This is a genomic window from Salinimicrobium xinjiangense DSM 19287 (assembly GCF_000423585.1).
Classification (GTDB): Bacteria; Bacteroidota; Bacteroidia; order Flavobacteriales; family Flavobacteriaceae; genus Salinimicrobium; species Salinimicrobium xinjiangense.
Map to the genome: position 1 here is coordinate 139,812 of NZ_KE384054.1, position 24,199 is coordinate 164,010.

31 protein-coding genes are annotated in these 24,199 nt (G+C 42.1%); 12 read left to right on the plus strand and 19 right to left on the minus strand.

Translation table 11 applies throughout. The annotated features are described in order from the left end of the window. Positions 1 to 1,137 carry a glycoside hydrolase family 26 protein gene (locus G564_RS0113765; RefSeq protein ID WP_084625645.1) on the plus strand — a complete coding sequence of 379 codons (1,137 nt, stop codon included), beginning with the start codon at positions 1 to 3 and terminating at the stop codon, positions 1,135 to 1,137. A 106-nt stretch (positions 1,138 to 1,243) separates the two neighbouring features. Here the strand turns inward: G564_RS0113765 and G564_RS19345 are convergent, their stop codons facing one another. From G564_RS19345 to G564_RS0113780, 3 genes are read right to left on the minus strand one after another with little or no spacing between them, the layout of a single operon-like run. Beyond that, positions 1,244 to 1,576 carry a single-stranded DNA-binding protein gene (locus tag G564_RS19345; protein ID WP_037374058.1) on the minus strand — a complete coding sequence of 111 codons (333 nt, stop codon included), beginning with the start codon at positions 1,574 to 1,576 and terminating at the stop codon, positions 1,244 to 1,246. 28 nt (positions 1,577 to 1,604) lie between these two features. After that, complete coding sequence (locus tag G564_RS0113775; protein WP_029038172.1) at positions 1,605 to 1,937, minus strand: single-stranded DNA-binding protein; 333 nt, start codon at positions 1,935 to 1,937, stop codon at positions 1,605 to 1,607. A gap of 27 nt (positions 1,938 to 1,964) precedes the next feature. Beyond that, positions 1,965 to 2,315, minus strand: coding sequence for a single-stranded DNA-binding protein (locus G564_RS0113780; protein ID WP_029038173.1), 351 nt, complete (start codon positions 2,313 to 2,315; stop codon positions 1,965 to 1,967). A gap of 187 nt (positions 2,316 to 2,502) precedes the next feature. On the opposite strand from G564_RS0113780, the gene G564_RS0113785 reads away from it, so the two are divergent. The 6 genes from G564_RS0113785 (at position 2,503) to G564_RS0113810 (ending at position 6,599) form a co-directional block, all read left to right on the plus strand. Further along, positions 2,503 to 3,066, plus strand: a complete 564-nt coding sequence (locus G564_RS0113785; protein WP_029038174.1) for a hypothetical protein — start codon at positions 2,503 to 2,505, stop codon at positions 3,064 to 3,066. Then, a complete protein-coding gene (locus tag G564_RS0113790; RefSeq protein WP_029038175.1) occupies positions 3,063 to 3,344 on the plus strand; it encodes a hypothetical protein in 282 nt (93 codons plus the stop codon). Before G564_RS0113785 ends, G564_RS0113790 begins: the two co-directional genes overlap by 4 nt. Continuing rightward, entirely contained in the window at positions 3,341 to 4,003 is a 663-nt protein-coding gene (locus G564_RS0113795) for an ATP-binding cassette domain-containing protein (protein ID WP_029038176.1), read from the plus strand. Before G564_RS0113790 ends, G564_RS0113795 begins: the two co-directional genes overlap by 4 nt. A 5-nt stretch (positions 4,004 to 4,008) precedes the next feature. Next, positions 4,009 to 4,488, plus strand: coding sequence for a hypothetical protein (locus G564_RS0113800; protein ID WP_029038177.1), 480 nt, complete (start codon positions 4,009 to 4,011; stop codon positions 4,486 to 4,488). Between the two features lie 104 nt (positions 4,489 to 4,592). Further along, positions 4,593 to 5,120: a GNAT family N-acetyltransferase gene (locus tag G564_RS0113805; protein WP_037374090.1), complete on the plus strand. Its 528-nt coding sequence runs from the start codon at positions 4,593 to 4,595 to the stop codon at positions 5,118 to 5,120. Positions 5,121 to 6,251: 1,131 nt separating this feature from the next. Continuing rightward, positions 6,252 to 6,599, plus strand: coding sequence for a hypothetical protein (locus G564_RS0113810; protein WP_029038179.1), 348 nt, complete (start codon positions 6,252 to 6,254; stop codon positions 6,597 to 6,599). A 57-nt stretch (positions 6,600 to 6,656) separates the two neighbouring features. Here the strand turns inward: G564_RS0113810 and G564_RS0113815 are convergent, their stop codons facing one another. After that, a complete protein-coding gene (locus G564_RS0113815) occupies positions 6,657 to 7,130 on the minus strand; it encodes a CBS domain-containing protein (RefSeq protein ID WP_029038180.1) in 474 nt (157 codons plus the stop codon). A 138-nt stretch (positions 7,131 to 7,268) separates the two neighbouring features. Here G564_RS0113815 and G564_RS0113820 point away from each other — a divergent pair, with 138 nt between their 5' ends. Both G564_RS0113820 and G564_RS0113825 read left to right on the plus strand, forming a co-directional pair. Next, a complete protein-coding gene (locus tag G564_RS0113820; RefSeq protein WP_029038181.1) occupies positions 7,269 to 9,584 on the plus strand; it encodes a M20/M25/M40 family metallo-hydrolase in 2,316 nt (771 codons plus the stop codon). A 314-nt stretch (positions 9,585 to 9,898) separates the two neighbouring features. Beyond that, the gene (locus G564_RS0113825) at positions 9,899 to 10,672 is read left to right on the plus strand and encodes an NAD(P)H-binding protein (RefSeq protein WP_262504845.1); all 774 of its coding nucleotides are present in this window, start codon (positions 9,899 to 9,901) and stop codon (positions 10,670 to 10,672) included. Between the two features lie 14 nt (positions 10,673 to 10,686). Here G564_RS0113825 and G564_RS0113830 read toward each other — a convergent pair whose 3' ends face one another. Continuing rightward, complete coding sequence (locus G564_RS0113830; protein ID WP_029038183.1) at positions 10,687 to 11,427, minus strand: DUF6090 family protein; 741 nt, start codon at positions 11,425 to 11,427, stop codon at positions 10,687 to 10,689. A 117-nt stretch (positions 11,428 to 11,544) separates the two neighbouring features. On the opposite strand from G564_RS0113830, the gene G564_RS0113835 reads away from it, so the two are divergent. The 3 genes from G564_RS0113835 to G564_RS0113855 all read left to right on the plus strand — a co-directional run bounded on the left by G564_RS0113835 (position 11,545) and on the right by G564_RS0113855 (position 14,324). After that, a complete protein-coding gene (locus G564_RS0113835; RefSeq protein WP_156879248.1) occupies positions 11,545 to 12,144 on the plus strand; it encodes an SPFH domain-containing protein in 600 nt (199 codons plus the stop codon). Positions 12,145 to 12,397: 253 nt separating this feature from the next. Then, a complete protein-coding gene (locus tag G564_RS0113840; RefSeq protein WP_245583696.1) occupies positions 12,398 to 12,967 on the plus strand; it encodes an OsmC family protein in 570 nt (189 codons plus the stop codon). A 994-nt stretch (positions 12,968 to 13,961) separates the two neighbouring features. Then, complete coding sequence (locus tag G564_RS0113855; RefSeq protein ID WP_029038187.1) at positions 13,962 to 14,324, plus strand: hypothetical protein; 363 nt, start codon at positions 13,962 to 13,964, stop codon at positions 14,322 to 14,324. A gap of 98 nt (positions 14,325 to 14,422) precedes the next feature. Here G564_RS0113855 and G564_RS0113860 read toward each other — a convergent pair whose 3' ends face one another. From G564_RS0113860 to G564_RS0113930, 14 genes are all read right to left on the minus strand, one after another. Further along, positions 14,423 to 15,133, minus strand: coding sequence for an aromatic aminobenezylarsenical efflux permease ArsG family transporter (locus tag G564_RS0113860; protein ID WP_029038188.1), 711 nt, complete (start codon positions 15,131 to 15,133; stop codon positions 14,423 to 14,425). A gap of 2 nt (positions 15,134 to 15,135) precedes the next feature. After that, positions 15,136 to 15,549: a nitrophenyl compound nitroreductase subunit ArsF family protein gene (locus G564_RS0113865; RefSeq protein ID WP_029038189.1), complete on the minus strand. Its 414-nt coding sequence runs from the start codon at positions 15,547 to 15,549 to the stop codon at positions 15,136 to 15,138. A gap of 10 nt (positions 15,550 to 15,559) precedes the next feature. Further along, entirely contained in the window at positions 15,560 to 16,018 is a 459-nt protein-coding gene (locus tag G564_RS0113870) for a DinB family protein (RefSeq protein ID WP_029038190.1), read from the minus strand. Positions 16,019 to 16,043: 25 nt separating this feature from the next. Next, entirely contained in the window at positions 16,044 to 17,018 is a 975-nt protein-coding gene (locus G564_RS0113875) for a permease (RefSeq protein WP_029038191.1), read from the minus strand. A gap of 47 nt (positions 17,019 to 17,065) precedes the next feature. Beyond that, positions 17,066 to 17,449 (minus strand): rhodanese-like domain-containing protein, encoded by a 384-nt coding sequence (locus tag G564_RS0113880; protein WP_029038192.1) that lies wholly within the window; start codon positions 17,447 to 17,449, stop codon positions 17,066 to 17,068. Between the two features lie 3 nt (positions 17,450 to 17,452). Beyond that, positions 17,453 to 17,689 (minus strand): thioredoxin family protein, encoded by a 237-nt coding sequence (locus G564_RS0113885; protein WP_029038193.1) that lies wholly within the window; start codon positions 17,687 to 17,689, stop codon positions 17,453 to 17,455. Positions 17,690 to 17,771: 82 nt separating this feature from the next. Continuing rightward, positions 17,772 to 18,143, minus strand: coding sequence for an ArsR/SmtB family transcription factor (locus G564_RS0113890; protein ID WP_456238775.1), 372 nt, complete (start codon positions 18,141 to 18,143; stop codon positions 17,772 to 17,774). Positions 18,144 to 18,263: 120 nt separating this feature from the next. Next, complete coding sequence (locus G564_RS0113895; protein WP_029038195.1) at positions 18,264 to 19,391, minus strand: LVIVD repeat-containing protein; 1,128 nt, start codon at positions 19,389 to 19,391, stop codon at positions 18,264 to 18,266. Between the two features lie 66 nt (positions 19,392 to 19,457). Then, positions 19,458 to 20,267 carry a helix-turn-helix domain-containing protein gene (locus tag G564_RS19350; protein WP_084625650.1) on the minus strand — a complete coding sequence of 270 codons (810 nt, stop codon included), beginning with the start codon at positions 20,265 to 20,267 and terminating at the stop codon, positions 19,458 to 19,460. A 372-nt stretch (positions 20,268 to 20,639) separates the two neighbouring features. Then, a complete protein-coding gene (locus G564_RS0113905) occupies positions 20,640 to 21,122 on the minus strand; it encodes a hypothetical protein (protein ID WP_029038196.1) in 483 nt (160 codons plus the stop codon). A 200-nt stretch (positions 21,123 to 21,322) separates the two neighbouring features. Continuing rightward, the gene (locus G564_RS0113910; protein WP_156879249.1) at positions 21,323 to 21,748 is read right to left on the minus strand and encodes a hypothetical protein; all 426 of its coding nucleotides are present in this window, start codon (positions 21,746 to 21,748) and stop codon (positions 21,323 to 21,325) included. A 5-nt stretch (positions 21,749 to 21,753) separates the two neighbouring features. Continuing rightward, on the minus strand, positions 21,754 to 21,885 hold the full coding sequence (locus tag G564_RS20795) for a hypothetical protein (RefSeq protein ID WP_262504844.1): 132 nt from the start codon (positions 21,883 to 21,885) through the stop codon (positions 21,754 to 21,756). A 213-nt stretch (positions 21,886 to 22,098) separates the two neighbouring features. Beyond that, positions 22,099 to 23,349, minus strand: a complete 1,251-nt coding sequence (locus tag G564_RS0113920) for an MDR family MFS transporter (protein ID WP_029038198.1) — start codon at positions 23,347 to 23,349, stop codon at positions 22,099 to 22,101. A 230-nt stretch (positions 23,350 to 23,579) separates the two neighbouring features. Then, positions 23,580 to 24,194, minus strand: a complete 615-nt coding sequence (locus G564_RS0113930; protein ID WP_037374061.1) for a hypothetical protein — start codon at positions 24,192 to 24,194, stop codon at positions 23,580 to 23,582. Positions 24,195 to 24,199: the final 5 nt, after the last annotated feature.

Here is a 24,199-nt window from a genome sequence, read left to right on the forward strand (position 1 = left end):
ATGAAAACAATATTCTTTAGAATTTTTCTGGTGCTTACGGCCATTGTAGTTGGCATTGCGATTTTTATGCTCATCTCTTATGCCGGGGATAAATCAAAAGGACCTTTTGAGGATTTTTTAACCAGCATTAATCTCGGTATTGCAAGTATGGAGAATGACCTTGTTGCCAGAGAGGACAGGAGGAGTAAAGATCTGGAATGGTTTGACAGGTACAGGAATTCTCCTGCAGTTCTAAACACGGCAGATACTATTTTCTACGGAATATATGACGACCGCTCTTCCACTTCATTTGAAAATATTGTTCGGGTAGAAGATTCCCTGGATATGCATCTCCCGATAATATCTTTTTATACTGCCTGGGGCAGCAAAAAAGAGCAGCAGTTCCCTGCGATAAAGGCGCAGGCAATATATCAATTGGGTTCCATGCCTATGATCACCTGGGAGCCCTGGCTTGACGATTTTGATCCTGCGGAATTTCCTCAAATCGCTCAAAAAATGAACAATAATGAAGAAGGGCTTCAATTGATCAGCAATGGGGTCTTTGATCCTTATATTGTAAAATGGGCTCTCGCCGCCAAGAAATTCAGGCATCCTTTATTCCTTAGGTTTGGTCACGAGATGAACGACCCTTACAGGTATCCCTGGGGTCCGCATAACAACGCACCTGAAGATTACATAGCTGCGTGGAAACATGTAGTGACCAAATTCCGGGAAGTGGGTGCATCGAACGTGGTTTGGATGTGGTCTCCCCATATAGCCTATGAGAATGCCCGGGAATATTACCCAGGTCATGAGTATGTGGACTGGATAGGACTAACGACTCTGAATTATGGAACTGTAGCTCCATGGAGTAAATGGTGGACTTTTGATGAGGTTTTTGAAAAGGGCTATAACGAATTTTCTCAGTACGACAAGCCTATCATGATCAGCGAGTTTGGAAGTCTGGAAGTGGGAGGTGATAGGGCACAATGGTATGCCGATGCCCTAAGCAGCTTGCCGGAACAGTATCCTGCAGTCAAAGCACTCATATATTTTCATGCTGCAGGGGATAATACCACAACCTATAAGGTTTTGGACTGGTCGTTCGTCGATGATGAGGAAGTAGTGGAGGCAATTAAAAGTTCCATTCAAAAATAAGTTGTTTTAAAATGGTTTGAAAGAATCGCAGTGTCCTCCCCCATTAAGATAGAAAAAGACCCCGTTTAAGCCGGGGTCTTTTTAAAAATTTTTTTCCATGTGACGATTACTTTTCCGGCAGGATCAATTCCCTGCACACTACTTCGGTTACATATTTCTTGATCCCGTTCTTGTCTTCATAGCTGCGGCTGTTCAATTTTCCCTCGATCTCAATTTCCCCACCCTTAGGCACCTGTTTCTCTACCACTTCGGCCAGTTTGCCCCAGGCGACCACATTATGCCACTGAGTGACAGTTGTTTTTTCACCATTCTGTTTGGTAAAGGTTTCTCTTGTGGCGATTGAAAATTTAGCGAGTTTAGTTCCGGTGCTAAGGGTCAGGATCTCTGGTGCTTTGCCTACGTTGCCAGAGAGTTGCACATTGTTTTTTATTGTGTTCATAATAGTGTGAATTATGTTAGATAGATCATTATTTTCCGAGAAGAAGTACCTCATTGCAGATAATTTCGGTTACATATTTCTTTACTCCGTCCTTGTCGTCATAGCTGCGGCTGGTAAGCCTGCCTTCCAGGCCTATCTCTTTGCCTTTGTCAACATAGTTTTCAATAATTTCGGCAGTCTTGTCCCAGGCTATAACATTATGCCATTGGGTATCCTCGATCTTTTCTCCTTTGGCATTTTTGTAGGAGTAATTTGTAGCAATGGAAAATCTGGCTTTTTTTCTACCTGATTCGAAGGTATGGATCTCAGGAGTTTGCCCCACGTGACCAATGAGCTGTACTTTATTTCTTAATGCGTTCATGATTTCTAATTTTTTTTAATTGTTTTTCTAATTTTTTTGATCTTGTTGTTTGCCTAAGAGTAAAACCTCACTACACAGCACCTCGGTCACATATCTCGTGATACCTTCCTTGTCCTCGTAGCTGCGGCTGGTTAGTTTTCCCTCGATGCCGATTTCCTTTCCTTTCGGAACGTAATTTTCGATAAGCTCTGCTGTCTTGCCCCAGGCGACTACATTGTGCCATTGGGTGTCGGTTACTTTCTCGCCCTGGGCGTTCTTATAGGTTTCATTTGTTGCGATGGAGAATCTGGCCATTTTCTTACCCGATTCGAAGCTGAGGATCTCCGGTGCGTTGCCTACGTTCCCAATCAACTGTACTTTGTTTCTTAATGCGGTCATGATATAAAGAATTAAATAAGTTGAAAATCATTCGTTCATTTCAACAGGACAAACCTACTACCACCTCCAAATCACAATCGGTTGATAATGATTTGTTTTCGTTTAGATCTGTTTGTAAGCATTTGTAAATGGATAGAGTCTTCATTTAATTTTTTCGTATTATTACAGTAGAACCAATATTCGGGCTATGAAAAAGCTGATATTTATGTTGTTATCCGCACTATTTCTTGTCGGATGCCAGAACGTTACGAAGCAGGAGAAAAAAGGAACTGAAGATGACCCTCTTTTTGAGACGACCTTTAAAGATTACAGGGACCTGAAATATTTTGAGAAATTTGAAAAGATTTCCGATAACTCGATCAATCTTCAGAATTCGGCAGATGGATACCGTTTAATGGAATTAAAAGAAAAGAATAATCATCTTATTCTCTTTTACAAGCTCTCAGATTCCGAAGCCGGGTCGCCAGATGAGCTGTCATATCTGGCTTTGGACACGCTGCAATTGCCGCAACTTCAGGAAGACGAGCGGGTAACGATCGGCTATTGCTATCACGACGATTATAATGAGGGAGAAGTGATCGCTGTAGTTAAGGAAACAGACAGTCTCCATGTCACCCATATTGTTAAAGCCTGGAGAGCAAGTGCAGAATCAGAAAGTATAGAGAAACTCGCTGACCATAAGGGCATAAAATGTCTCAATGAATTTTTCGAAAGAGAAAACGCCACTATTCCTTTTGAAAAGATCTCATGAATCAAAGAGCCTTCTGGAAATATTACAGGGATTTTAATTTTTACAACCTGGTCTTCTCGGCGCTTAATGCAATTTACTTTGGGGTGATCAGCGGACTATTCGTCTTCCTCAGCTTTGGGATGCTGATCGGATATTTGGGGTACAGGTATTTTAGAAGTAATGAATATTACCTGTACTACAACCTGGGATTCACGAAAGCATTTTTAATTAAAAAGGTGTGGCTCTGCAATCTCATTTTTGTGGGACCTGTCCTCCTCATTCTACTACTTTTCCTATGAACAGGCTCGAAGTAATGGAGGTGAATAAGACCTTCGGAAAAAATCAGATTCTAAACAGAGTATCCTTCAGCTGTAAAACAGGAGAAATAATTGGCCTTTTTGGGAGGAATGGATCCGGCAAATCTACTTTACTCAGGGGGATCATGGGAACTTTGAGTATGGATTCCATTACAATCTACATTAATGGTGATAATATTCAGACGCCAAAAATTTTTCCGAAGCAATTGATCGGTTTTTTGCCACAGGACAGCTTCCTGCCAAAGGAGATGAAGGTGCGGGATGTGATCCCACTGATGTTTCCTGATGGGGACGAACAGGATAAAATTTTTCATTCCGACGGAGTTGCTGCCTTTGATAGCAGGAGAATCGGAAAACTCTCTGCCGGACAATTAAAATACCTGGAATTAGTGTTACTTGCACAGCTTCCGCAGCCGTTTTTGCTGCTGGACGAGCCTTTTTCGATGCTGGAGCCGATGTACATTGAAAGGGTAAAGAAATTGCTGCTCTCGCTTAAAGCGACCAAAGGTTTGGTGATCACAGATCATTATTACCGGGATGTACTTGAAATTGCTGACCGCAGCCTTGTCCTGAAAGCCGGACGCGCTTTTGAGGTGGAGAATGAACAGGACCTGGCAAGACACGAATATTTAAAAACATAAAAAGAATGAAACCCGCTTCGGCTAAAGAAATAAGAGACGAATTAAAACATCAGGACCGGGAGGAGCTGCTGCATATCGTTTTGCGGCTGTCTCGCTTTAAAAAGGAAAACAAGGAACTGCTTACCTATCTTCTGTTTGATGCTAACGATGAAGAACAGTATAAACAGAAGATAAAAGCCGAAATAGATACCGAATTTGCTGCCATTAACCGCAACAATTTTTATTACACAAAAAAGAGCATGCGCAAGCTGCTCAAAAATGTGAAAAAATACAGCCGTTATTCCGGAAAAAAAGAAACTGAATTAGAATTACTTATTTATTTCCTTCAGAAAATGGAAGCTTTCAAACCTTCTATTCACCGGAATAAGATCCTGAAGAACATGTACGAGAGACAACTGGAGCTGGTAAAAAAGAATATGGAAAAACTGCACGAAGACCTGCAGTATGATCTCAATCTTGAGTTGGAAAAGCTGAAGTTGTATTGAGTATTGAGTAGTGAGAGGTTAGAAGTAAGCCTTTGAGTTTCAAGAATTGATATTTTTGCTAATTGCTAATTGCTAATTGCGTATTGATCATTGTTAATTGTAAAATGGCTTTCCCAAACATTAAAACAACCCGTCTAAACCTGCGGCAGATCACAGAAGCCGACCTGGAGAATATTTACAGCGGACTATCACATCCCGATGTAATAAAGCACTATGGTGTGAATTACAGCAGCCTGGAAGCAACCTGGGAGCAGCTGGAGTGGTATGCAGAGCTGGAAAGAACACACACTGGGCTTTGGAGGGCGATCACCTTAGCCGAAACCGGAAAATTCTGCGGCGCTATTGGTTATAACAACCTGAGCCGGGAGCATAAAAAAGCGGAACTGGGTTTCTGGCTCCTTCCGGAATTCTGGGGCAGGGGATATGTGCAGGAAGCTATGGAGGCTGTGTTGGAGTACGCTTATCAAAAATTAAAGCTGCACCGAATAGAAGCCTTCGTAGAAACAGAGAACATCAGCAGTCAGAAAGCGCTTCAAAAACAGGATTTTCAGCAGGAAGGGATAATGAGAGATTCCGAAATTAGGAACGGGAGGTTTATTAGTGTGGCGATTTTCTCAAAACTGAAAAAATAAGCACCAAATTTTTACCCGCCGGAGCCTGTGGCGAAGGAGGGCCAAATTCCAAGCACCCAATTCCAAAGAGATTCCTCCTTCGTCGGAATGACAAATGAACCGTTCTGTCATTCAGAGCGTAGCTTTTGCGGAGCGAAGAATCTTTTCTCAATGAACAGAATTTCTCCGTGGGCTTAGCGTAACCTTTGCGAGCTCTGCGAGAAATGAGTACGAGTAATCACGTTCGAGTGAGAAGGTTCGAGTAAAGAGAAGCATCCGTGCATCCGTGGCTTTTTTCAATTACCAATAAGCAATTAACCATGAACAGATTTTCTTCGCGGCCTTAGCTGGAATGATTTGAGAATGTGAAAATTTGAGAATTTGAAGATGTAGGTAAAAATATTTCCTGTAGGGACAATTTATAGCTGTCGTCACGGATTATACATCCGCACGAGTATTAGGAAAAAATTTCACACAAAGAGCACAAAGATTAAAAGAAGAGCACAAAGAGATCTCCGTAAATCAGCGGAATCTGCGGGAAATTTTAATTAACAATGAACAGATTTCTCCGCGTCCTTAGCGCAAGCTTTGCGGCCTTCGCGAGAAAAAGGCTTGAGTAATCACGTCTGAGTAAAGAAGATTATCCGTGCATCCGTGGCCTTTTTCAATGAACAATTACCAATTAACAATGAACAGTTTTCTTCGCGGCCTTAGCGCAAACTCTGCGGCCTTCGCGAGAACTGCGTATGAGTAAGTAGCCCTGAGTAAGAAGGTTCGAGTAAAGAGAAGCTCCGTGCATCCGTGGCTTTATTTTCAATTAACAATTACCAATTAACAATGAACAGGAAGTTCTTCCTGAGCTTAGCTAAAGCTTTGTGGTCTTAGTGTGAAATAGGTCGGAGTAAGCACTTTCGAGTGAGAAGGTCCGAGTAAAGAGAACCATCCGTACATCCATAACTTTTTTTTCAATTACCAATTAACAATAAACAGCATTTCTCCGCGTCCTTAGCGTAAGCTTTGCGGCCTTCGCGAGAACTGCGTGTGAGTAACCAGGTCTGAGTGAGAAGGTTTGAGTAACAAAGAAAATTCGTGTATTCGTGGCAAAAAACCTCATAACAGCAGATTAACCAAAAAATTACTATTTTTAAAAGTATGGAAAAAGCCTGTCTTGAATGTGGGGATAAAATTGTGGGTAGGACCGATAAGAAGTTCTGCAGCGACTACTGCCGTAATTCCTATAACAACAACCTGAACAAAGACAGCAAAAACATGGTGCGCAACGTCAACAATGCGCTGCGAAAAAATTACCGCATCCTGGAAGAGCTGAATCCCGATGGCAAGGTAAGACTGCCAAAATCAAAATTGGCAGCCAAAGGTTTTAACTTCGACTACTTCACCAATATTTACACAACCAAAACCGGGAATACTTATTATTTTGTTTACGACCAAGGCTACCTGCCGCTGGACGGAGATTTTTATGCCCTGGTAAAAAGAATTTGAAAAGCCTCCCAAAACTATTATTCCGGAAGGCCTTGTTTATTTGAAAATATAACTCTTTTATTTCTGGTGATCCCAGCTGTTACCCTTTAGATTCAGTGCTGCCCGCATCACGTCCCTCTGGCTTAATTGTCCTACCAGTTCGCCGTTTTTTAGTATTGGAAACCGCCTGAACCTGTTTTCAATGAATATTTTTGCCGCGTCCAGCACATTCATATCAGCATCAATGGTCTTCGCGTTACAGGTCATGCGCTTTTCCACGAGGTTTGCATCCATTGGCATGTTGTAATAACGGCTGTCTGATATATGTTTCATGCAATCTCCTTCAGAGATCACCCCTAGCAGTTTATTATTTTCGTCAACCACACAACCTCCGGAGATCTGATGCTTTATCATAAGTTCCATGACCTCAAATACTGTTTGTTCTTTTCTGAAGGTCACCAGGTCTGTTGACATATAATCTTTTACGCAAACAGGGATGTCCGCAGCCTTTTCCGGCTCGGCCCTTCTTCCTTGAAAACTCTTTATTCCCATAGCATAATGTTTAGAAATGAACCTATAAAATAATTATAATTTTCTCTTTTCCTACTTTTAATGAAGATAATTAATAATTATTTATGATTTTACTACCAGATCATTAGGTTTTGGATCGCTTTTGAATATATTTGGAATATGTCAAAAACAATACAGGCAATAGTGGCAGTTTCCTTGCTTATTGCCGCCGTGATCTGGAGCTTCATAACTACTCAACCTACGGCAGATCTTCAGGCCGAAGCCCCTGCCGATCAGTTTTCAACTGCCCGTGCTTTTGAGCATGTCAGGGCAATGGGGCAGGAACCACATTATGTAGGGAGCCAAAATCACCGTTTGGTGCGCAACTATATAGTATCTCAACTTGAGGAACTCGGTTTATTGGTAGAAACCCAGGAAGGCTTTTCAATGAATAAGGGTGGAACGCTTACCCGGCCGCAGAATATTATGGCCCGGATTAAGGGCAGCGGCAGCGGAAAAGCTCTTTTGTTGATGTCCCATTATGACAGTGCAATGCATTCTTCTCCCGGGGCAAGTGATGCTGCCAGCGGAGTCGCTACTATTCTTGAAGGCGTGCGTGCTTTCCTCGCCTCCGGAAAAACTCCCGAAAATGATATCATTCTTCTCTTTACCGATGCTGAAGAATTAGGTCTTAACGGAGCAGATCTTTTTGTAGAGGAGCATCCATGGGCAAAGGACGTGGGACTGGCACTCAATTTCGAATCCCGCGGAAGCGGCGGTAACTCCTTTATGCTGCTTGAAACCAATGGCGGAAATAAAGCACTTATAGAACATTTTACCAATGCAGGCGTCGAATATCCCGTAACCAATTCTCTTGCCTACAGCGTTTATAAAATGCTGCCAAACGATACAGATCTAACAGTGCTAAGGGAGCAGGGAAATATTGACGGTCTCAACTTTGCCTTTATAGACGATCATTACGACTACCATACTGCGACCGATGCTCCGGAGAATCTTGATCCTGAAACCCTGGCGCACCAGGGCAGTTACCTTATGCCGCTCCTGCATTATTCAGCCGAAGCTTCGCTTGAGGAGCTGTCTACAGAGGAGAATGTGCTTTTCTTTAACCTACCCGGCCTTAAACTGGTAAACTATCCTTACGGGTGGATCTTTCCATTGTTGATCATAGCTGCAGTGCTGCTTATTGTTCTCATAGGCTTCGGAAAAATGAAAAACCGGCTGCCGCTTACGGCGGCTGCAAAAGGTTTTATTCCGCTGCTTTTATCTTTATTCCTGGCAGGCTTTCTCAGCTATTTCTTCTGGAAATTCATGCTGTTTCTTTATCCGCAGTACCGGGAAATGGAACATGGCTTCACCTATAACGGCTACTGGTATATCGCGGCAGTGGCATTCTTAGCTCTTGCGGTATGTTTCTATGTCTACCACAAATTCCGGAAACCACAGAATTCCCATCACCTGCTGGTTGCTCCACTCATTCTCTGGATCATAATCAGTCTCCTGGCAGCCTTTTATTTAAAAGGTGCAGCTTACTTTATAGTACTGGTTTATTTCGGTTTAGCACAGCTTTTTCTGCTCCTACTCAATCCAAAATGGACAATCCTTGCCGTTGCTTTTCTGTGTATACCTTCGATCTTCATATTAATGCCTTTCATAGCTTCTTTTCCGGTGGCACTGGGATTGAACATGCTGTTTTTAACCGCAGTGCTAATCGCCCTGTTATTTCCACTGCTGTGGCCGGTATTCTCTGCCTTCAGGAATAATCAGTTGCTCGGTTTTCTGAGTTTTCTAATCTTTATGGGATTGTTTATAACCGCACATTTCAAAGCAGATTTTTCTGAAGAGCGTCCGCGACCAAACAGCCTGGTATACCTGATCGATGAAAATAAAGATGTTGCTACCTGGAATACCTATGACCATACTCTTGACCGTTATACCGAATCCTTTTTTACTGAAGGCGTAGTAGAAGCACAGGAGATGCACTGGTTTGGAAGCAAGAACGGAAGCCGGTTCACCCGGACTTCCGTAGCCCCTAAGATCATGCTTCCTAAGCCTTACGTTTCTGTAGAAAAGGTTGAAAGTTCCAGTCCAGAGGAAGCTATTTACCAGATCAAGATCGCGACCAACCGAAGGATCAACAGAATAGAGCTCTTTGCCGACAGGAGTGTTAGCTTCAAAAGCTTTAAAGCCAACGGAAAGGAAGCCGGAGAACTGCAGCCGGGGCTGAGTAGTTTACATGTACATAAGAACCGCTGGCGGGACAGATTACTGTCCTATTACGCTGTAAGCCAGGATACCTTGAGGCTGGAGGTGAGCCTGGAGCAGGGAATTCATCCCGAAATTACCCTTTTAGAGGCTGCATATGACCTGCACGACAATCCGCAGCTCAAGGTGCCACCACGAGAGCCGGGAATGATCCCCAGACCATTTGTGCTGAATGATGCTATTGTGGTGAAGAAAACTTTTGTGTTACAATGATCAATAAACAATTAACAATAATCCACCACCAAATAACATTTAAGAACTTTTGAAGCACCAAATTCCAGGCACCAAATTCCAAACTTGATTTGAAAATTTGAAAATGATTTGGTTTAGCTAAATACCTACTGTCCTTGTCACCGAAAATGGAGGAGTATGATAATCAATAACAGTTTGACAACCCCCGCAACTCGTAACCCCTAACCCACAACCTGCAACTATGTCCTTTAGTTGTTGTAATTTGGAACTTTATTAAACCTTAATCCTTAGACATTATACATTCAAAAAACATCTCCATACTCGGAACCGGCTGGCTGGGTTTGCCGCTAGCAAAGATGCTGCTTGCTGAAGGTGTTGCGGTAAAAGGTTCTACCACCTCTGCAGACAGGCTTCCGCTTCTCAGGGATGCCGGAGTTGATGGCTTTCAATTAAAAATAGCTTCGGAAGGCATTGAAGGAGGTATAGAGGGTTTTCTAAGGGAAACCGAGTTATTAATTGTTGACTTTCCTCCCGGGCTTAGAAGAAATCCGCAACTGGATTATTCCGGAGCTATAGGGAAACTGGCTGATGCGATAGAAGCTTCAGGTGTCAGAAAGGTCATTTTTGTGTCCTCTATTTCCGTGTATGAGGAAACAGAGAGCTTTCCCATCTATACTGAAGATACCGAACCAAATGCCACTTCAGCTTCAGGGAAGGAGATCGTTTCCGCAGAAAAAATGCTGCTCGAAAACAGCATTTTTAATACCACAATAATCCGCTTTGGCGGACTCATAGGGGCCGGCCGTCAGCCGGTAAAATATCTTGCCGGCAGGAGCGGACTCGCGAATCCGCTGGGGCCGGTGAATCTCATTCATCTAAAAGACTGCCTTCAGGTAATTCAAAAGGTGCTTGAAAATGACCTTTTTGGAGAGGTATACAATGCTGTTTATCCACTTAATCCGCCGCGGGAGAAGTACTACACAGAAAAAGCCCGGGAAGCCGGACTGGAACTTCCGCAGTTCGATCATTCTCATCCCTCCAAAGGGAAGATTATTTCAGCATCAAAGGTGATGCGGGAGCTGGGGGTGGAGTTTCAGCAGGCAATTTGAAAAAATAGCCGGGGCTAATTTGAAAGTTTATTAAGTTCGCTTTCGGTAATCGCGATCATGGTATCAAGGCTTTTGATCTTCTCCAGGTAAAGCTCATTTAACGGGCTGGAGCTAATAATGAGGTTGAGAATCCGGTTACGATGTGAAACATCTGTGACAATAAATCTCCTCTTCCCGTCATCAGCAAAACCAATTCTTTCACTAAGAATATCTCCCATATATAGTTCCTCCTCAATTAGATTTTTATTTCTCTGAAATGCTTCTTTCAGCAGGTTTTCCCTCTCCCTTATCATTTTAAATCCTGCGTCCCAGGAGGCGATCATTCTGCGCAGGCTATCGTTGCGAATCACCTTTAAGTCCCCCGAGCCGCTAATGTCATTGATCGTGCCTTCGTTAGTCATGGCAATGGTATAGCCAAAGGTTTGCGCCACCAGACTGTCAAATACGGCGGGTGGTGGCATGGGTACAGTATCTGTTGAAAACGACAGGAGCTGAATACTCGCGGAGGTTACACGTTCTGTTTTTTCGATCACTCTTTTTAATTCGGCCTGTGATTCCCGAAGGTCGCTCTTTAGGGACTTAAGGTACATCTCTTCCTTCTTTCTCTCTTTTCTGAACTCATTCCAGTTGTTGATCTGCAGCGCAATGAGAATGCCTATCACTACAAGGATGATCTCTCCAATGGCATACTTAAGGTATCTCGCAGGCTTATGCTGTGCTACCAGGTATCTCCTTATTTTTCTGAAAAAGTTCATCGTCTCCCGCAATTAAGAGTTCAGAAGAAAAAAAGCATGGGGGGAAATATCAAGATAATGTTTTTTGCAAAATTTAGCGGCATGATAGTTGCCTGTTTAGTTAAAAACCTACAGATCATGAAAAAATTAACCATAATATTTGCAAGTCTATTTTTCCTAATGGCCGGATTTTCCGGTTTTTCTCAGGAGAGAGGAAAGGAGAATAAGGAAAGAGCAAAGGAACGCAAGGAAGTAGCTAAGGAGCGCAAGGAAATAGCCAAAGAGGCACGAAAAGCGGATAAAGAGCGGGAAAAGATTTATCGCGAGAGAGCTAAAGAAGAAGCCGATTGGCACAAGGAGCGTTCGAAGAAGATAGCAGAAATGCGTCGCGAAGAAAGAAAAGATGAGGCCGAACTTTACCGGGAAATGGCTAAGGCAGATGCCAAATTCTACCGTGAGAAAGCTAAGGACGCAGAGGAAAGAGCCAGAGAAATGCGAAAAGACCGGTCTGAAATGGAACGGGAACTGGCCAAAGAAGAAGCTGGATATTACCGGGAGCGTGCAAAAGAAGCAGCCGAGCGGGAAAGAGAGCTGAGAAAACAAAAAGCTGAGTGGAATCGTGAGCAGGCCAAGGAAGCCGCCGAATATCATCGGGAACGTGCTAAAGAAGCCGCAGAACGTGAAAGAGATCTGCTAAAAAAAGAGCGGGAACTGAGAAAGAATGGAAGAAAGCAATAAGCAGAATTATATAAAAGATCAAAAGCCGGCAAATCGCCGGCTTTTTTTTGTTAACGATTACCGGCAATCAATTATCCATAATTACCTGTAGGTTCAGGCCATGGCCTGAACTGATTTTTACAATTCATCGCCTATTATTAATCATCGGAAAATATTGTAATTAATTGATAATCAGACATGTTATGGTTAAATTTGCATTTCAACAAACAGCTGGCCACCAGAGGATAGGATGTAAGGAATATTAATTTAAAAAATGAAAAAGATGGAAAATGTAGTGAAGAAAAGAAATGGAGTTAATGTAGAACAATTAGTGGGCACTATTGAGGCGGTAAAAAAAGATCCTGAAGTGGCTGATTTTAAATTTAGAGCGAAGACAGAATGGTTGGGCGGCGGACGTTCAAAAACCACTTTTCAGCCATTTTATGGTGCAAAAGAAACAGATAAATCAAGAACAACTCCCATTGTAATAGAAGGTGATGAGCCACCCGTACTCTTAGGAGAGAATCATGGAGCAAATGCGGTTGAAGCTGTGCTTCACGCGCTGGGTTCGTGTCTTAGCGTTGGCTTTGCCTACAATGCGGCAGCCCGGGATATAGACCTGGATTCCCTGACTTTTGATATTGAGGGAAAACTGGATCTGCATGCCTTCCTGGGGCTTTCTGAACAAACCCGTCCGGGGTACGAGCACATTAATCTAAAATGCCGGGTGAAGTCAGATGCTTCCAGAGATGAGCTGAAAGAGCTGTTTGATTATGTGCAGAATACCTCGCCGGTATTGGACATGTTACGTAATCCGGTGAAGGTGGATGCTGAAATGTTATGAGCTGAAATTCTATCCTATAGGTCAGAAACAAATCAAGGCGGGAATTTTCCGCCTTGATTTGTGAAGAGCTCGTCACGGATTGCAAATCCGCGCCATCTGTTTACCCCAACTTTTCCAAAGTTGTTGACAATGAGATATAGGTTTTCATTTTAAAGAATGTTGTTCCAATCTGTGGAACTTTGGTAAAGTTCTAACCGGTGTGGAATTTGAGTTTTGGAATCATTGTTGTCCGATGAAAAAAGAAGGAACCTCTGAAAAAGCCCGCTAATGCTGATAAGAGATCTTATCTATCAGTCTGAGGGGGTGATTTTTAGTTCTTTGAATTTTCAAATATTCTACCAATGAAAAGAAATTTTCACAACATTGAATTTCAGTATCTTATAAAAAAGTCTTGGTTCTAGATTCTAGAAGCGGAGCGGTCTAGATTTTTCCCGACAACAATGTTTTGGAATTTGGAATTTCCCTTTCTGTGGAACTTTGGTAAAGTTCTAACCAATTTGAATTTGGAATTCCCCCAAAAGTTTTCACACAAAGCAGGAAAGTCAAAAATAAGAGCACAAAGAAATTGTAAGATTTTTGTTACCATCTATATTTTTTTAATAGAAGTGATAAAGCCTGTTTTAGATTTTCAACATTCAATCTACATTATAGAAAAGAAAAATTTCTCGCAGAGAGCGCAAAGATTAATCGCTAAGGCCGCAAAGAAATTTGTCTCAAATTGGAATTTCTTCACTTAAATATTATTCAATATACAATCAAAAAGGTTTCCCGCAGATCACGCTGATCTTCGCAGAACAATTAATCACTTATTAACCAATCCCTAATTAACCATTCTCCGATTAACCAATCTCTAATTAACCTTCTTGGAATTTGGGATTTGGATTTTGGTGCTTGGATTTTCATTTTCCCTCTTGATAACTTTTGAAACTTTATGACTGGCATCATACTCCTGTTTTTTTAGATTTGAGGTTTTGAAAAATTCCCCCGAAAATCTATGAGTGCATTCGTGATAAGTAAAAGAGATAATGGAAATTATAAATTCACCTTTGCCTCCCGAAAAGGGAAAACCATCTTCACCAGTATTGCCTGCAGGGACAAATCTGACTGTGAGAAGATCATAGAGACCATCCAGAATGACCTCGAATCCTTCACTTTCAGGAAAGCCCGGACCGGCTCGGGAAAATATTTCTTCAGGATCACCCGCGGCGGACTCGTCCTCGCCACCAGCCGCAAATTCTCTACCGAGCTCATGCTTCAGAAGGGAATTGATCAGTTCCTCAAATATGTCCCCGAGGCTGAAACCCTGGATTTCTCCATCAGTGAAGATGTCTTTGCTGAAATGGAAGAAGAGGAGTGATCAATGAGCAATTAACAGTTGACAATGATCAATTAACAATAATCATTTAACAGTAGAACCGGATTTGTAGCTATTACATTTATATGGCAAACGATCCCTCACCCAATTAGTTTAAAATAGATATTGATGTAGTACAAGCCGGTGAGGATGAAAACAAATCCTGCCAGGAAGCGCATGAATTTTTCTATTTTAGTCACAGCTCTAAAATACATTCCCAGTTTCTCCATACTAAAGGCAATGACGAAGGCAAAGAGGATTACCGGTAAACCCGTGCCGAAGGAGAATACCACCGGAAGAGCAAGACCTGCGCTTGCCGAAAGCATCATGGGGATGAGCATGACGAAGAACAATGCACCGCTGTAGGGGCAAAAGGCAAGGGCGAATAAAGCACCTAAAAGAAAGGAACCGAACATTCCTTTGGTCTTGAATCTTTCTGAAAGCTTGTCGGTAAAATTTCCACTTTTGATAAAGTTGAGCTTGATCATATCGGTCATTACCAATCCTATAAATATTAGAACGAAACCTATATACTTTTCTCCGTTTCCCTGGAAAAGCTTTGCGACCTGGAATTTACTTGCTCCAAAAAAGATAAGGGCACCAATCAGGGTATAAGTAAAAACCCTTCCCAGGGTGTAAAGCAAGCCGCTTAGCAATACTTTTCGTTTGTGAGTTATGGTTTTCGCAATATAGGCCGTGGCCGTAATGTTCGTAGCAAGGGGACATGGGGCTATTGCTGTTAATAACCCCAGTGCAAAAGCCGCTAGAACAGGTGCTTCGCGGTTTTGGGCCAGATCGTTAATCCAGTCCATGGTCAGGATTTTAAGAATTGATCTATTTCTTCCCGCAGTTCCTGCCTGAACTTTTCCTCCTTTCCTGCATTCATAAATGCAAATTCAGTAAGGTTCTTTTTAGCTCCTGTTTCGGGATTATAGAGGAATAGAGAAGTGCCAAAAGCTTCAAATTCGTCGGCCATTTTCTCATTTTCAGATTTATCAACGTTTACTGTTGAAAAGGAAATTGCCGGATAATCCTTCAGAGTTTCCCGGGTTAAAGATTCAATTGCCAGGCAGGTCTTACACCTGTTTTCAGAATGGAATTGGATCACCTCAATTTCAGCATTAGAGGATGCGGTAGTGGACTGGGTGGGGTTCTGCGCTTTGCTGTTGCAGGAGGTGAACAGTAAAACAGTAAAGGCGAGCGGTAGAAAATGATTTATGAACTTCATGATATTAAGGTTAGATGGTTCCATATTTGTTAATTATGGCGAGTTGCCCCGCGTGATAAGTAGTGTGGGAGATTATGCGTCCAAAGGCTTCAGCTTTTGTTTTTTCTCCAAATTCTTTAGTGCTGATCTTGGTTTTCCAATCTTCTTCGGATTGTTTTTCTATAATGGATCTCAGCTTCTGAAAAGATTCAGAAACATATTGCTTTAGCTCAACCGGATCTGTCAATTCCCCTGTGTCTTTCTGAGCGATTAATGTTTTAGCTGTGACTTTAACTGAAGGCTCTCCAAAGACATTTTTGGCAAACAGTAATTCCACGTCACCTATGTGACGGATAAGAAATCCGACGGAATTGGGGGAGCTGCCTAATCTCTTTTTGAGATCTTCAGAAGTAAGCTGATCCAATTGATTGGAAAACCGGGTTCTGGCGTCGATCCAGAGTTCAGTTAATATTTGTGTTTTAGTTTTCATTGGTCGGCTATTTCAGAAAAAAGATTTATAAAAGCATATTGAAGAGAAATCCTGAGAGGATGATAAATAAAGTGACTACTCCAAAGTAAGTGCCGATTAACCGCATGCTCATAACCTTTTTGAGCAAAGTAGCTTCGGGAATAGATAAGCCGACGGTTGCCATCATAAAAGCAATGGCTGTTCCCAACGGGACACCTTTGGCAACAAAGACTTCAATAACCGGAACTATTCCTGCTGCATTGGCGTACATGGGAACGGCAAAGATGACGGCTACAGGCACTGTCCACCACTGCCCGCCTCCAAGATATTCTCCAAAGAAGTTTTCGGGAACATAACCGTGCATTGCAGCCCCAATCGCGATCCCGATGATCACATAGATCAAAACCCCTTTTACAATATCCAAGGCACCCTGTGTGATTTCCGGCAGGCGCTGCCGGAAGCTTTGTTTTTCCTGGTCGATACCGTCCTGTTCCATTTTACTGCCCAGGATCTTTTTTACCCATTCCGAAAGCCATTCTTCCAGGTTGAATTTCCCCAAAATCCAGCCGCCTATGGTTCCCAGGAGAATCCCTGAACCCACATAAATTAGAGTAGCCTTTAAACCAAACATCCCTATGAACATGGCTATAGCCACTTCATTTACTAGGGGGGAAGTAATAAGAAAAGAAAAAGTCACTCCTAAAGGAATACCTCCCTGTACAAAGCCAATGAACAGGGGAACGGAGGAACAGGAACAGAATGGAGTAATTGCTCCAAAGACGGAGGCAAAGAAATATTCCAGCCCGTAAAGTTTTTTTCGGTGTAGAAAATCCTTCAGCTTTTCAACAGGCAAATAGGCGTTTAGGATGCCCATTAGAAAAACGATAAGGAAAAGAAGGATGAGGATCTTTATGGTGTCGTAAATGAAGAAATTTAGAGCAGTTCCCAGGTGCGTATCTGCGCCAATGTCAAAAACGGAATATATTAGCCAGTCGGCAAAATTCTGAATCCAGTCAAACATAACAACAGGTTAAAGTTTTTTCTGAAATAAAATAGAGTTCTAAAAAATTAGCAACAGCCCGAATCGGAACAGCAGGTTTCCTTAGGGGTAAGGAGAGAGGTGTCTCCCTTGACAGGAAAACCTTTCTGTGCCCAGCGAAGTAGCCCATATTTCATATTCACGACATTGGAATACCCGTGATTAATTAAAAATCCTGCGGCTCTCAGGCTCCTGATGCCCTCTTTGCATACCAGAACCACATCCCGGTTTTTGGGGATCTCTATATATCTTTCTTCAAATTCACTGAGGGGTATTTGGAGAATATGAGGAACATCGAAAGATACAAGTTCCACCTCGGCTTTTTCACGAACATCAAGCAGGAGGGCTCCTTTTTGCAGCCTTCTTTGAGTCGTTGTGGGACAAATTTCCCTTACTAAAGTCTGCCTGTCCATTCCTTAGTTCTTTAGTAAGTCAATAATTTCATTTACCTGTGCAACCCGGCCTTTGATCTTAATTTTTTCATTGATCATAAGAACAGGAGTGGTCAAAACGTTGTACTTCATCATCTGTTCAATGTCTTCCACTTTTTCTACCTCGGCTTCGGCATTAGTCTGTTTTAATGCTTCCAGCACATTATTATAGGTAGTCTTACATTTTGGACACCCGGGACCTAATACTTTTATCTGTGTCATGGCTGTATCTTTTTAGATGTATTCGTAAAGTTACGAACAATTATTCGTAGTTCGTAGTATTACGAATGGTATCTTAAAAAAATTATTTCAGGATCTTGTTCAGCAGGCTTTTGGCGAGAGAGAAATTTTCGCGGTTGATGCAGTATTTTATTGTTGGAGGAGTAATGTCGCCCTGGATAAGTCCGGCAGACTTTAATTCTTTAAGGTGCTGGGAGAGCGTGGATTTGGCTACGGGAAGTTCTTCTGCCATGTCCCCGTGGAAGCAGCAGGTTTGAGATTCAAGTAATTCAAGGATTGCAATGCGTACAGGATGTCCAAGGGCCTTTGCAAACCTGGCGGTTTGTTCCTGTTCAATTGTAAAATATTTGGTCTTACTGCTTTCCGGCATTTTTATAATAATTAAGGGCGTGAAGATACGAACAAATTTTCCGGTTGAAAATCTGCTCCCAGCCATTTTTACTGAAAAAAATATCCGGTATTATTTTTCAGTCTTTAATAAATACATCCCGGATCAAGGGCTCTGGAAGTACAACCTTCCGGCCATTATCTGTACATGTAAATTCCGTCTGCCAACCTATGGATTAGAAGTGAAAATGTGGAGGTCGGTACTGATATCACTAACGAAAACATTTCCCGAACCAGTAAAAGGATATACTCCAAAGGCACCGTTAAATCCGTCATCAGTTCCCGGGCCTACAATTCCATTGGTGTCATAGACATAGATCAGCTCCGGAGCTTCAGGATCGGATACATTAAAAACCTTAAATCCGGCACTGTAGTAAGAGATGTAGGCAAGATTCCCTTTAATGTAAAGATTGTGTACGCGGGAGGATTCATCGTGGATCTGTCCCACCTGTACGGGATTGGAAACATCAGAAATATTCCAGATGGCAATATCGGGGCCTCCTAAATTTTCAAAATTGTATTGTGTAGAGGCCGCAAATTCATTTGTTATGAAAAGGTAATTCCCATCTTCTGTGATCCAGCCACTGTGGTCAAATCCCTGCCCGGTACTTATGTTACTTAAGAATACAGGGGAAGATCTATCGGTAACATCATAAATAAAAGTTCCCATTTCCCCGTGGAAATCGAACATCCTGTCCCCAATAACCGCTATATCGTGAGACTCAGGGAGTTGAGAACTCCATACAGGTTGAGGTTGTGTGGGATCAGCATTCAGATCATAGATGGAAATCCCGAATTCCTTTAGCTCGTTATCAATCATCTCATGTTTGCCCGACAGGTACAAATAACCTTTGTCATCAATGAAAATGTTGTGAGCAGAAGGGAAATTACCCACAGGCACAGGCGCCGAAGGATCTTCAATATTATAGATCGTCCCTCTCATTTCGCCCGGACCGTTATGAAATCCATCAACTACGTACAGGAAATTCTGCCACACCTTCATATCAAAAGCAGGAGAGGAAGTAGTAGACACAAGTATGGGATTGACAGGATCTGTAACATCTACAATGGAAAAATTCCTGTTTTGAGAACTCATATCTCCTATTACCGCAAATTCCTTCCCGCTCCGTTCAAAACCCCAAACATCTGTGGTGGAAGTTCCCGGAATAGTTAAAGTTGCGGCTTGTGCAAAAGGGGGTGTTTCTTTCTCTACATTCTCCGTGCCCTCGTCATCACCGGAGCAGCCTGCAAGGGAAATGGATAGTAGAAGTACAAGCAAAGAAAGAGACCTGATCATAATTTGAGTTTTAGAGTTGTAAAAAAAAATAATTCCGGTATAGTTACTGCAAAAAATGCTCCATTTCTATGCCAGTTGTGCTGCGGGTCTTTGACGTGGTGAAATTGCCTTGTAAAGAATGATCACCTGCAGCAGTCCCGCCAGCATTTGGATTGGAAGACCCAGCGGATTGACAAAAAGGAAAAATAAGCCTGCAGCTATTTCCAGGAGTCCGGCGAAAAGCCAAATAGGACCGAGAGTTTTCCGTAGCCGGATAAGAGATATTCCGAAGATAATTCCCAGAACTCCAAAGGCTACTGATATTCCCATAGCAATGAATAGTGGATCCACAGGATTCCAGAAAAGGGAGGTTATATCGTGCGCTATAGTGAAGATCATGAGCGCGATGAGAAGCAGGGCACTGATCTTTAGCAGAGAATTTTCAATGATGGTTCCCAGGGCGACAAAGCCCCTAAGGAAGAAAATGAAGGCAACCAGCACGAGTACTTTGATAATAAGATAAAAGGTCTGGCTGTAACCATCCACCGGAAAGAAAAAATAGTTGGAGGTCCCCGAGAGATCTTCCGAAATTCTCATGAAGTCCATAGGTCCTTCGAGAAATCCCAGGAGTAAATAAACGATCCCGAAGATCCAGCCCAACCTCAGAATTCCTTTTTTGTTCCAGGTAGAAGGTTCCTCCTTTCTAATATCCTTCAGGTCGTGCCCCAGGGCCGACAGAATGGTTTTGACCGTGTAAGTCCGCGGCGTGACCTCTCCGGTCTCGATGCGCTGGATTGTTCTTACGCTGATGTTGCAGAGATCCACCAGCTCTTCCTGGGTAAGTCCTTTTTCTTTTCTTAGTTCGGCGATTCTTTGTCCAAGTTCCGGCTGTTTCATGATTGATGATTTTTGATGTTGTACTTTTCTTTTGTTCATAGCAATATTATCCGGAACGGCAGAAAAGTACAAAATTTACGGGATTACTTCACCCGTCATTTACCCGACATTCGGCGGGAATAGCCGTAATCACTGTATTTTCGAATTTAATCGGCACGGATTGCAAATCCGCGCCAGCAGAATTTTTTTACCTGAAAACAGGTTGAGGTTAGAATAACAACTAGATCAATATTCTGCTAAGGGTTTTTTGTTTTCTTGCTGTTTTTTGTTCGGTCAAAATTTAAGTCGTTAGTTGTTTTCTAAAAGTTTTTTGACAGGGTTTTGTTTAAAATTTTATGCGTGCTGTACAGCTTGAATTATTTCTGTCAACTCTCAGGCTTCAGCAGGCGAATACTCTAATATGCCTGAGATCAAAATCTTATATTCCTGGACTTGCTTCTCAACCTCCTTTTTTAAGTGCAGTCCAATCAAGAGCCCTGTTGCTAACAAAATTCCTCCTATTATCCACATATAAGCATTAGAACTATATTCCAGGACCATTCCGGCTAACAAGCCTAATCCTAAGATAAGATGCCCGAAAAGCAGTACTTTGGATAATGGGTGTAACATGAAAGCAATTTTTACATCGGTCTTGTCCTCTGAATCTACCTTGAATAATTTTCCGGTTACAATAAGATTATTTTGAGTATTTATCTCAAATCCAAGAAGCATCCGTTTCCGAATCTTAAATTTTACCGGTTTCTTTTTTTCAGAATTCACTCTAAAAACAAATCTTTTCGTTCCACCAAAGGCGGACTCTAATCTTCTGCTGACCTCTACAGGATCGCTACTTACCTGAAAATTCCATATTCTCATATTATCATTTTAAATTTTTTGTCAACCGGTCCCGGCCATGAGTAGTGGAGTTGTTTTTCTTAATATCTCCAATCCAATACAGGTATTCAGTTTTATGAATTTGGCTGCTTCTCAGCTCTACAATTTATAAGCATAAGTGGCAAAAAAATGAGAAAAAGAAGAGGCTTTGAAAATATCATTTTTGGAAGGTATTTGAAGGATCAGGCTTTTTGTGGCAAGGTGTGCTTTAGCAGAATACTTTCAAGCCTACGGAGATCTTCTTCAGCTATCTCTGAGGTAGGAAAACTGAACTTCTTCCTCTTCCTGCGTTTGCTGATGATAAGGGAGGATTCTGAAAAATCAAAGGTCTCTATGTCTGCAAAGGGAATTGTGCGACCGGAGAAGGAATTAAATTTGATGGTAATGGCCTTGCTGTTCCACCGCACATAATATTTGTACCAGAACATCTTGGTCAAAGCAGCAACATTTAATAATCCTCCCACTAAAAATAAAAATTTAGTTTGTCCTTCTTCAAGGTCAAACCAATGACTGTGTGCTATAACATAAAATCCAACTGCCAATACTATGAAGATAAACATTAGCCAGTCGATCTTATGGTCAAATTTGATACGATTCGGGGATCTCAAGAAACCTATTTTTGGAGTTTATCTATCTTGTGTTTTAAGTCTTCAATTTGACCTACGAGTTTGTTGACATTTTTATGGGTTGAATAAATTTGGTAAAAGATGACCAGGGCCATTCCTAAAAAGATCAGATTTTCCATATTTTATGTGGTAATACAGGTTACTTCCCCTTTGCTGTGGAAAGAATAAAAATTATTGATCATTTATTGCGGTGTGTAGGGAATCGCAGCAGCCACTAATATAGTTTTAATTTTTTAACAGTCCCATGTAAAAACCCCTTCCACAGAAGAGGCCTCTAAAATGTCATTTTTGTAAGGTAATTTTGGAGTTGCTATGAACTCAAAAATCTCCCTTTACTCAGATATTATTTTGCGCTCTTCAGATTCTAAAACAGGAACATCATTTTCCTTTTTTAACATGAACAGGACGTAGACAAGCAATCCGCAGGTGATCAGGGAAAGGACAATCATCACGTTCCAGGTAAGGCTGAATCCAAATTTATCGATCAGCTGCATGCCCGAATTATGTCCGAAGATATGTCCGGTGGAGAATGCAATGCTGTATAATGCCATATAGGATCCCTGTTTTCCGCCTTCGGCTCTTTTGAGGGCGAAGCTGTTTGAAAAAGGAAAGGCGATCATTTCCCCGACGGTCAGGAAGATCATCCCCACCACTACAATTCCTATCCACCCGAACAGGTTTATGAGCAGAAAACTTAAGGCTACCAGAATGGTTCCCGTGATCACATGGAATAAAGTGGAGCGGAACTTTGCTTCCAGATATTTGATGAGCGGCATTTCAAACAGGAAAATGAGGAACCCGTTCAAGCCCAACAACACCCCGATCTCGAATTCACTAAATGCATGCACCTGCGCGTAATATAACGGCATGGTCGAGAAATACTGAAGAAAAACCAAACCGAACAGCATCATGGCTACAATAAAGACCAAGTAAGGTTTGTCTTTCATCATGGACTTCGGAATGCTTACGATCTCTTTTGGATTTTCAATTGCCTTTTTAGGGTGGAGCAGCTTGAGTAAAAGTAATCCTGCCAGCATACAGGTGATCCCATCTACCCAGAAGAGTCCGCTGTAACCGGCACCCGCAATGATCAATCCGCCCACGGCAGGACCTGCCGAAAAGCCGAGGTTGATGGCAAGTCTTATAAGCGTGACCGACCGTGTTCTGTTCTGAGGTTTGCTGTAGGCATTGATGGCAACAAAAACTGCCGGCCTAAAGGCATCGGCGACCAGCATTACAAGAAAGATCCCGCCACAAATGCCCCAGAAAGTACCAGGGAACTGTAAAAAGATAAATAGTACGCCCGAGAGCAGCAGGCTAAAAGCCATGGTCTTATAGTGTCCAATCCTATCCACCAGTTTCCCACCCAGCCAGGAGCCGGCCACGGATCCCAGTCCAAAGAAGGTGAGGATCCAGCCGACCTCTTCAAGAGAGAAACCCCTGTTTTTGGTCAGGTAAAGCGAAAGGAACGGGATCACCATTGTTCCCGCTCTGTTGATAAAGGTGATGAATGCCAGGAGCCAGACCTCCCGTCTCAGGTCACTAAAGGAACCCACATAAGCCCGAAATACCCGTTGTAACATTGTTTAGAAATGAAGGGCTGAAATTAAATTAAAAACCCGTTGGTTTTGAGGAGGCTGCAAAGAAATTCTGTGAAGTAAAAAAAGCCCCGTCAAAAGAAGAGGCTTCTAAAATGTCATTTTTGAAACATATTTCTCCCAAACCTCTCGTCTCGTGTCACTGATGGATTAAAATGAATCCAAAATACCTGCTGTATTCTGTTGATACCCGGTTTAAGGTAGCCGTATTTTTGTCAGTCAAATATTTCATACTTCCAGTGATCAAAACCTGTCTCATACAATTCTTCCATTTCGCCTTTTGCTGAATGACGGCCTGTTTTGTCGTAAGTGACGATCTCATAATTAAAGCTCAAAATTACATTTTGATAAAAAGTGAGTTCGTAATTGGCAGAGTCTCCCTGATAATAGAAAGAGCCAATTCCTATTATTCCTGTTGACGGTGTTTTTATTCCTGCGTATTCTAAAAATTCTGGGTAATAACCATGCTCCTCCTTGAAAGCCTCAATTTGCTTTATCAGGTTCTCAGTTCTTTTTATCGCAAAGCTTCTACTGAAATCTCTTGTAAAATATGAAAGATAAGAGGTGGAAAGAAGGACAGTCAGGGGAATCGACCAAAGAAGTAGGGAAGCTATTTTAATTTTTTTATCTGACTTTCGAAACTGTTGTATTGTCAATATCAGCCCAATTGGGATAAGCAGTAATCCCAATATCCCCATCATCTGCCCGCCATTGTAGATAACCTGTGCCGTAGTATTCAGAAAGTTTGGTCCCGGTAGGAAGGGAAGATTGGTCAGAATTACTATTCCAAGTAAAACTCCTAACAAGAAAAATACATGTCTCTTTGTCATTGTTT